Annotated in this window: 7 protein-coding genes; 4 read left to right on the top strand and 3 right to left on the bottom strand. The window is 71.3% G+C overall.

What is annotated here, in order from left to right; translation table 11 throughout:
- Nucleotides 1–91 precede the first annotated feature (91 nt).
- The 3 genes from AB0K15_RS43610 to AB0K15_RS43600 are packed head-to-tail and all read right to left on the bottom strand — an operon-like array spanning nt 92 to nt 4,275.
- On the bottom strand, nt 92–1,216 hold the full coding sequence (locus AB0K15_RS43610; RefSeq protein ID WP_364065718.1) for a glycerate kinase: 1,125 nt from the start codon (nt 1,214–1,216) through the stop codon (nt 92–94).
- Nucleotides 1,213–2,169, bottom strand: a complete 957-nt coding sequence (locus AB0K15_RS43605) for a D-glycerate dehydrogenase (protein WP_364065715.1) — start codon at nt 2,167–2,169, stop codon at nt 1,213–1,215. Before AB0K15_RS43605 ends, AB0K15_RS43610 begins: the two co-directional genes overlap by 4 nt.
- 30 nt (nt 2,170–2,199) lie before the next feature.
- Entirely contained in the window at nt 2,200–4,275 is a 2,076-nt protein-coding gene (locus AB0K15_RS43600; RefSeq protein ID WP_364065712.1) for an alpha-galactosidase, read from the bottom strand.
- Between the two features lie 76 nt (nt 4,276–4,351).
- Between AB0K15_RS43600 and AB0K15_RS43595 the strand changes: the two genes are divergently transcribed.
- From AB0K15_RS43595 to AB0K15_RS43580, 4 genes are read left to right on the top strand one after another with little or no spacing between them, the layout of a single operon-like run.
- Nucleotides 4,352–5,551: an ROK family protein gene (locus tag AB0K15_RS43595; protein ID WP_364065709.1), complete on the top strand. Its 1,200-nt coding sequence runs from the start codon at nt 4,352–4,354 to the stop codon at nt 5,549–5,551.
- 9 nt (nt 5,552–5,560) lie between these two features.
- Complete coding sequence (locus AB0K15_RS43590) at nt 5,561–6,847, top strand: extracellular solute-binding protein (RefSeq protein WP_364065706.1); 1,287 nt, start codon at nt 5,561–5,563, stop codon at nt 6,845–6,847.
- Between the two features lies 1 nt (nt 6,848).
- Entirely contained in the window at nt 6,849–7,829 is a 981-nt protein-coding gene (locus AB0K15_RS43585; RefSeq protein WP_364065703.1) for a sugar ABC transporter permease, read from the top strand.
- Between the two features lies 1 nt (nt 7,830).
- Complete coding sequence (locus AB0K15_RS43580; RefSeq protein ID WP_364065700.1) at nt 7,831–8,703, top strand: carbohydrate ABC transporter permease; 873 nt, start codon at nt 7,831–7,833, stop codon at nt 8,701–8,703.
- Nucleotides 8,704–8,711: the final 8 nt, after the last annotated feature.

The raw sequence follows: 8,711 nt of genomic DNA, 5'->3' as shown, positions 1-8,711 counted from the left end.
GGCGTCAGACACCACCACCCCACACGGAGGTCTTCGTCATGATCAACCCGACGCGCCGCTCATACGTCAACAACGTCCATGGTCACTACAGCTAGTGGGCGGCCCAGGTTCGTACCAGGTGGCCGGCGCGGGCGCGTAGTAGTTCGGCCGCGTGGGTGCGCGCGTGGTCCAGTGACGGTGCGTGGTCGATGAGCGCGCTGCTGCCGACGACGCCGAGACTGGCGAGGCCGGCGGCGTCGAGCTGGATACGCCCGGCCAGGACCATGAGCGGTACGCCCGCGCGACCGGCGCGCGCGGCGATGCCGGCGGGCGCCTTGCCCGACAGGCTCTGCGAGTCGAGTGACCCTTCGCCCGTGATGACGAGGTCGGCGCCGGCCAGAGCCGTGTCGACGCCGGTGAGGCCGGCGATGAGGTCGAAGCCCGACGCGACTTCGGCGCCGAGACCCGCGATGGCGCCGCCCGCGACACCGCCGCCGGCACCCGCGCCGGGCATCGCCGAAACGTCCGGGGCACCCGCGTTGACCAGGGCCTGAGCCCAGCGGCCGAGTGCCGTGTCCAGTTCCGTCACCTCGTGCGGCCGCGCGCCCTTCTGCGGGCCGAACACCGCCGCGGCGCCGTCGGGGCCGACGAGCGGGTTGGTCACGTCCGTCGCGACCGTGATCGGGACCGAGCCCAGCCGCTCGCGCGCCGGACCCAGCTCGACCTTCGCGACCCGCGAGAGCGTGCCGCCGCCGAGACCGATGGGGGCGTCGAACGCGTCGAAGACCCCGGCGCCCAGCGCGGCCAGCATGCCGGCACCGCCGTCGGTGCTCGCGGTGCCGCCGACCGTCAGCACGAGCCGGGACGCACCGCGCGACAGCGCGTCGCCGAGCAGCTCGCCGACGCCCCAGGTGTGTGCGGCCAGGGCGGTCTCCGGTGCCGGGTCCACGAATTCGATGCCGCACGCGCGTGCCGACTCGATGTAGGCCGTGCCGTCGAGCACCACGTACCGCGCGTCGACGTGGTCCTCCAGCGGACCGCGCACCGACAGCCGGACCAGCTCGCCGCCTGCGTTCTCCAGCACTTCGAGCGTGCCTTCGCCGCCGTCGGCGACGGGGCAGGCGGCGATGTCGGCGTCGGGCAGCGCGTCGCGCACTCCGAGGGCGATGGCCTCGGCCGCGGCGACCGCGGTGAGGCTGCCCTTGAACTTGTCCGGGGCGATGACGACACGGGTCACAGAGCTACCTCCGTCAGCGGTGCTTCCCCGGCGAGTACCGAGGCGACGTTTCGGGCGGCCAGCACGGCCATCGCGGTGCGCGTCTCCACGGTCGCCGAGCCCAGGTGGGGCATGACCACGACGTCGTCGCGCTCCAGCAGCCGCGGCTCGACCTCGGGCTCGCGCTCGAACACGTCCAGCGCGGCGCCCGCGATCTCGCCGGCCTCCAGCGCGTCGGCCAGCGCCGCCTCGTCGACGACCGGGCCGCGGGTGGTGTTCACGAGGTACGCGGTGCGTTTCATGGCCCGCAGCGCCGCCGCGTCGATCAGGTGCCGGGTTTCCGGCGTGAGCGGACAGTGCAGCGAGACGAAGTCCGAACGCCGCAGCAGCTCGTCGAACGACACGAACTCGCCGTCGAAGTCCGGTTTCGCCGATCGTCCCGAGTAGACGGTCCGCAGCCCGAACGCCGCGGCGCGCGTGGCCATCGCGCGGCCGATCTGCCCGAGCCCGACGATGCCGAGCGTTTTGCCCTGCAAGCCCGAACCGAGCAGGAACCCCAGGTGGAACGACCACGGCTGCCGCGCCCGCAGCAACCGTTCGCCCTCGCCGAGCCGGCGCGTGACGGCCAGCAGCAGCCCGAACGCCAGATCCGCCGTCGCGTCGGTGAGCACACCGGGCGTGTTGGTCACGGTCACCCCGTGCGCGGCCAGCGCCGGCACGTCGACGTTGTCGTAGCCCACGGCCACGTTCGCCACCACGGCCAGCTGCGGCCCGGCCGCTTCCGCCACGGACGCGTCGATGCGGTCGTGCAGCATCGAGACGATCGCCGACGCCCCGGCCACGAACGACCGCAGCTCCTCGGGCGTGAGCGGGCGGTCGAGTTCGGACACCCGCACTTCTCCCACGTCGGCGAGGACCTTCACCGCGTCGTCGGGAATCCAGCGCGTCACGGCGATGAGGGGGCGATCGGGCACGTCGGGCAGCCTAGTGGGCGAACCGCCCCGCTAGCGAGGTTCGCGGCGCAGCCGGACGAGCGCGCTCGCGGGTCCGGTGCCCGCGAACTCCAGCGGCAGGCCGTGCGTCAGCAGCACCGCACCGTGGTGCACGCAGCCGGTTTCCGCATCGCGGTAACGCGCGGCCGGGTCGAGCCCCTGCAACACCGGGGTGACGATCGGCCGCCCGTGGTCGTGCGGGCGCCGTGCGAACACCACCACCACGTCGTCGCCGAGCACGAACTGCACCGCGGTGAGCGGGGAGACGGCGGGATCGGCCAGCCGGTAGGCCTCGCCGTGCTGCACGACGGGCCGGATCTCCTTGTACCGCGCCACGAGCTCGGCCGTGCGGCGCAGCTCGTCGTCGGTCCACTGGGTGAGATCGCCGCCGAGGCCGAGCACGCCGGCCATCGCGACGTGGAAGCGGAACTCGAGCGGCGCCTCGCGGCCGGTCAGCGGGTTGGGGCTGTCGGTGACCCACGCGGCCATCGCGCCCGCGGGCAGCAGCTGCGAGAAGCCGTGCTGGATCTTGACGCGGTCGGCCGCGTCGGTGTTGTCCGAGGCCCAGATCTCGTCGGTGCGCGCGAGGATTCCCAGGTCCGTGCGCCCGCCGCCGCCCGCGCACGCCTGGATCCGCAGCGCCGGGTGGTCGGCGCGCAGCCGGTCGAGCACGCCGTAGACCGCGCGCACGTGGTCGACCCAGACCCGGCCGGGACCCGCCTCCGTGAACGCGCGGTTCATGTCCCACTTGAGGTAGTCGATGCCGTGCTCGGCGACCAGCCGGTGCAGCCACTGGTACGCCCAGTCGGCGACTTCGGGCCGGCCGAAGTCGAGCACGAGCTGGTTGCGCAGCGTGGTCCGGGCGCGGTGCGGCATGTGCAGCACCCAGTCCGGGTGCGCGCGGTAGAGGTCGCTGTCCGGGTTCACCATCTCCGGCTCGACCCACAGCCCGAAGCCCATGCCGAGCCGGTGCACCTCGGCCACGAGCGGGCCGAGGCCCTCGGGGAAGCGTTCGCGGTTCACGGTCCAGTCACCGAGGCCCGCGGTGTCGCCGGTGCGCGCGCCGAACCAGCCGTCGTCGACCACGAACAGCTCCGCGCCCACCCCGGCGGCAATGGCGGCGAGCGCCAGCTGGCCGGACTCGTCGACGTCCCAGCCCGTGGCCTCCCACGAGTTGTAGACGACCGGGCGCAGTTCCTCGGGGTGCGGCTGGACGAACGTGCGCACGTACGAATGCCACTGCCGGCTCGCGCCGCCGAAGCCGTCGGCCGCGTACAACCCGGCGAACACGGGCGTTTCCCAGGTCTCGCCCGGGTTCAGGGACCACTGCACGCCCTCGTGCCCGAATCCGCCTGTCCACGTCACGCGCCCGGTGTGCGAGCGCTCGACGGTGATCCGCCAGCTGCCGCTCCACGCCAGCGCCGTGCTCCAGACTTCGCCGCGGGTTTCGGTGGCGGTGCCGTCGTCGAGCATCACCCAGGGCTGGGCCTGGTGGCTGGAAACCCCTCGCCGGCTCGTCAGCGTCGTCTCGCCGACAGGCAGGTTTTGCCGCAGCAGCCCGGCTTCCGCGCTCCACGCGCCCGTCGTGTGGGAGACCCGGTAGGCGTCGCGGCGGGGGAGTGTCCAGGCCGCGGAATCCGTGCGCAGCAAGCAGATCGGCTCGGTTCCGGAGTTGTGCAGGACCGCGTGCCGCTCGACGATTTCGCCGCGCACGCGGTAGTGCAGCTCGGCTTCCAGCGGGTAGTGCCGGTCGCGCAGCCGCACGACCAGCGTGTCGGCCGAGGCGTCGTGGCCGCTGAACTCCCATTCGAGCGCCTGCGTCCCGTCCGCGAAGCGCACCGACAGCCCGGCGACGCCGAAGAACGCGCCGCCCTCGGTCGCCAGTTCCGCCCGGTCGTCGCCGGGTTCGTCGAAGCTCGAGTCCACGGGGTTGCGCCGGCGCGCGATCTGCGTGGCCTGCTCCAGCGTGAGCGGTGGGCCCCAGTGCACGTGCCGCGGCCGGCCGGCTTCGTCGAGCCGCAGCGCGTACGCCGACTCCCGGGTCCGGAGCAGCCACAACCGGTGATCGACGTCGAATTCCACGGACATGGGTCAGAGCGTAGGGATGACCAGCGGAAAAATAAATTCTTGACGAAGTTAATTTATCCGTCGTACGGTTCCGCGCATGCCACGCAGTGCACCGGCAAGGGCGCCGATCACGAGTCCCGCCGCGGCCACCGTGTTCACCACGGTGCTGACCCAGGGTCCGGTCAGCCGCGTGGACGTCGCCCGCCGCACGGGCCTCTCCTCGGCCGCCGTCACGAAGGCCGCGCGCCCGTTCATCGAAGCCGGTTACCTCGAAGAGCTCGCCTCCGCCGAACGCACCGCGCCCGGCGCCGGCCGGCCCGCCAGCCCGCTCGCCATCCGGCCCGACCGCGAGTACTTCATCGGCGTCAAGATCACCGGTGACGACCTGATCGGCGTGGTCACCGACCTGCAGGCCCGGATCCGCGTGGCCAAGCATCACCCGCTGACCAGCCACGACGTGGACCACGTCGTGCGCGCGCTCGTCGACCTCGTGGCCGAACTGCTGGCCGGCTCGGCGCCCGACGGCGCCACCAGCTTCCGCGACCGGGCCTACTGCCTCGGCGTCGCGATTTCCGGCGACGTCGACCGCGACACCGGCGTCGTGCGCTACTCACCGTTCCTCGGCTGGCGTGACGTGCCGCTGGCCGAGCTGCTGGAGGAGAGCACGGGCCTGGCGACCACGCTCGAAAACGACGTCAAGGCGCTCACCGTGGCCGAGCAGTGGTTCGGCGAAGGCGTCGGCGCCTCGTCGTTCGCGCTGGTCACCGTGGGTACCGGCATAGGAAGCGCCCTCGTGCTCGACGGCCGGCTCGTCGGCGGCGCGCACGGGGTGGCCGGCGAGATCGGGCACGTCCCGGTCGCCGGCATGGGAGCCGACGGCCCGGCCTGCCACTGCGGCGGCACGGGCTGTGTGGAGGCGATCGCGTCGACCGAGGCGATCGTCGCGAGTGCGCGCCGGGTCGCGGGGGATCCGGCGCTGACGCTGGACGAGGCCGTCGCGCGGGCGCGGGCCGGGGACGAGCCGCTGCGGGCCGTCTTCGCGACCGCGGGCCACGCGATCGGGCTCGGTCTCGGTGCGCTGGTCAACCTCTTCGGCCCGGAACGGGTCGTCGTCTCGGGCGAGGGTGTGGCCACCTACGACCTGTTCGAGGACCAGATCCGCCGCACGTTCGCGGAGCAGGCCTTCGGCAGTGCCGCGCGGTGCGGCCTGGTGATCCGGCCGCTGCCGTTCGAGGAATGGGCACGGGGCGCCGCCGCTGTCGCCGTTCAGAGTCTTTTCGTGTCCGACCGTTTGTGAGGAGAAGTCATGGCCCCGTCCCCAAACCTGTCGCGCAGGAGCTTCCTCGTCGGCTCCGTGCTGTTCGCCGGGGGAGCCGCCCTGGCGGGCTGCACCTCCGACCCGTTGAACAAGAACGCCGGTGCCGCGGGCGGGGCGAAGGTCACGCTCAACCAGTGGTACCACGCGTACGGCGAATCGGGCACGCAGCAGGCGGTGCAGCGCTACGCACAGGAGTTCACCAAGGCCAACCCGGACATCGCGATCAAGGTCAGCTGGATCGCCGGTGACTACGAGACGAAGCTCAACTCCGCGATGCTCACCGCGGACGCGCCGGACCTGTTCGAGATCGGCGACTTCCGCTACCAGAACGTGAAGAACGGCTTGCTGGCCCCGCTCGACGACATCGTCGACCCGGTCAAGGGCGACTTCTCCAAGGCCGCGCTGGACACCGCGACCGTCGAGGGCAAGATCTACGGCGTCAAGACGATCGACGACGTCATGATGCTGTACTACCGCAAGAGCGTGCTGGCCGCGGCCGGGGTCAAGCCGCCGACGACGTTCGCGGAGCTGCTCGACGCGACGCGCAAGCTGACCACGAGCAAGCAGAAGGGCCTCTACGTCGGCACCGACGGCGTCGGCGAGGCCGCCACGCTGCTGCTGTGGTCCTCGGGCGCCGACTTCTTCGATGCCGGCGGCAAGAAGGTCGCGTTCGCCACGCCCGAGGCCATCGCCGCGATCGCGGGCCTCAAGCAGCTGCACGACACGGGCGGCCTGCTGCAGGGCTACCCCACCGACTGGTCCGACCCCGGCGCGTTCTCCGACAACGCGACCGCGATGCAGTGGGGCGGCCTGTGGTCGCTGCCGGACATCAAGAAGGCGCTAGGCGACGACTTCGGCGTGGTGCCGTGGCCGAAGTTCGGCGACGCGGGCCGCCAGGTCGCGCGCGTCGGCGGCTGGTACCAGCTGGCCAACGCGAAGAGCAAGAACCTCGACGCCGCCAAGAAGTTCATCAACTGGCTCTGGATCCAGCAGGCCGACCTGCAGAAGGACTGGTGCGTCAAGTACGGCTTCCACATCCCGGCCCGCAAGGAGGTCGCGGCGCAGACCACCGAGTTCTCGTCCGGCGCGGCGAAGGACGCCGTCACGATCTCGCAGCAGAACGGGCTGTCGTACTCGGGTCTGTGGAACAAGGCTTCGGCGACGCTGTTCCTGCAGGCCGCCACGAAGATCGCCAACGGCCAGGCCGATCCCGCCGCCGAGCTCGGCGACGCGGCCAAGCGGGCCCAGGCCGAAGTCGACAAGCAGCTCGCCTGACATGGCCGTCTCGTCCCCGTCGTCGGCTTCAGTCCTGTCGCCCTCCACCAGGACACCGGCGGCGCCCGCCAAGCGGCGCCGCCGGAAGGTGGACTGGCGCGCGGTCGGCGCGTTCACGGTGCTCACCGCCCCGGTGGTGATCGGGCTCGGCGTGTTCAAGTACGTCGCGATCGCGTGGAGCTTCCTGCTCTCGTTCAACGACGCGCGCGGCACGATCTCGCTGGGCAACTGGATCGGCTTCGACAACTACACGTTCCTGTTGTCCGACCCCGCGTTCCGCGACTCGCTGCTGATCATCGCGCTGTTCACGGTGTTCATCGTGCCGGTCACGTTCGTCGCGTCGCTGGGGCTGGCCGTGCTGGTCAACAGCATCCGCCGCGGCAAGGCGTTCTTCCGCACGGTGTTCCTCATCCCCGGCGCGGTGTCCTACGTGGTCGCCGCGCTCGTGTGGAAGATGGCGCTGTTCAACGGCCTGCCCTCGGGGGTCGCGAACGTGATCGGCGGCCTGTTCGGCGCCGACCCCGTGGCGTGGCTGTCGGAGACGAGCCCGCCGGTGTACTGGGTCGCGGTGGTCACGCTGCGGCTGTGGCTGCAGGTCGGGCTGTACATGATCCTGTTCCTGGCGGGCCTGCAGGCGATCTCGCCTTCGCTCTACGAAGCGGGGGAGCTCGACGGCACGTCGAAGTGGCAGGCCTTCCGCTACATCACGTTGCCGCAGCTGCGGAACACGTCAGTGGCGGTGCTGCTGCTCATCCTCATCGCGGCGTTCCAGGCGTTCGACGAGTTCTACAACCTGTTCGGCACCGGCCTCTCGGGCACGGCGACCGCCCCCGTGAAGCCGCCGCTGGTGTACCTGTACGACTCCGCGCTGGGCGACCAGAACTACGGCGTCGGTTCCGCGGGCGCGTTCCTGCTGACCGTGATCATCGTGGCGATCACGTTGCTGCAGGGGAAGTTCGTGGGCTTCGGGAAGAAGGACTGACATGGCCGTGCTGACCGCCGAGGCGCCGGCGAAGACGCGGGGACGCCGCCCGGCCGGCTGGGGCCGCGTGCCGAAGTACGCGCTGGCCACCGTGCTCGTGCTGATCTTCCTGCTGCCGTTCTACATCATGGTGCGCAACGCGTTGATGACCCGCGCGCAGGTCGCCTCGCCCGAGTGGTCCTGGCTGCCGGACCCGCTGTCGTGGGTGAACTTCGGCGACCTGTTCGCCGACGCGTCGGTGCCGATGGGCCACGCGCTGCTGAACTCGTTCGTCATCGCCGTCATCACGGCGCCGGTCGGCACGATGTTCGGCTCGATGGCGGGCTACGCGCTGGCCCGCATCAACGTGCCGGGCCGGCGCGCCGTGTTCACCTACGTGCTGGTGACGCTGATGATCCCGCAGTCGGTCACGTTCGTGCCGACGTTCGTGGTCGTGGGTGCCATGGGCGGGGTGAACACGGAGTGGGGCATCATCGCGCCGAACCTGTTCAGCGCGTTCACGGTGATCCTCTTCCGCAACTTCTACCTGCGGTTCCCGGCCGAGATCGAGGAGGCGGGCCGGCTCGACGGGCTCGGCTACCTCGGCGTGTACCGCCGGCTCGTGCTGCCCAACTCCGGCAGCATGATCGCCTCGCTCGGCGCGCTGATGTTCATCGAGAGCTGGAACTCCTTCCTGTGGCCGCTGGTCATCGGGCAGGACCCGTCGTCGTGGACGGCCCAGATCGCGCTCTCGACGTTCCTCACCGCGCAGACGATCAACCTGCCCGCCCTGTTCGCCGGCGCGCTCGTGACCATCGCCCCGCTCGTGGCGATGTTCCTGGTGGCGCAACGGTTCATCGTCCGCGGCATCGCGGCGAGCGGGATGAAGGAGTAACCCCCACC

Source organism: Amycolatopsis sp. NPDC049253, assembly GCF_040678995.1.
GTDB lineage: Bacteria > Actinomycetota > Actinomycetes > Mycobacteriales > Pseudonocardiaceae > Amycolatopsis.
Note: the sequence above shows the minus strand (reverse complement) of the source record. Positions and strands in the feature narration are given on the sequence as shown.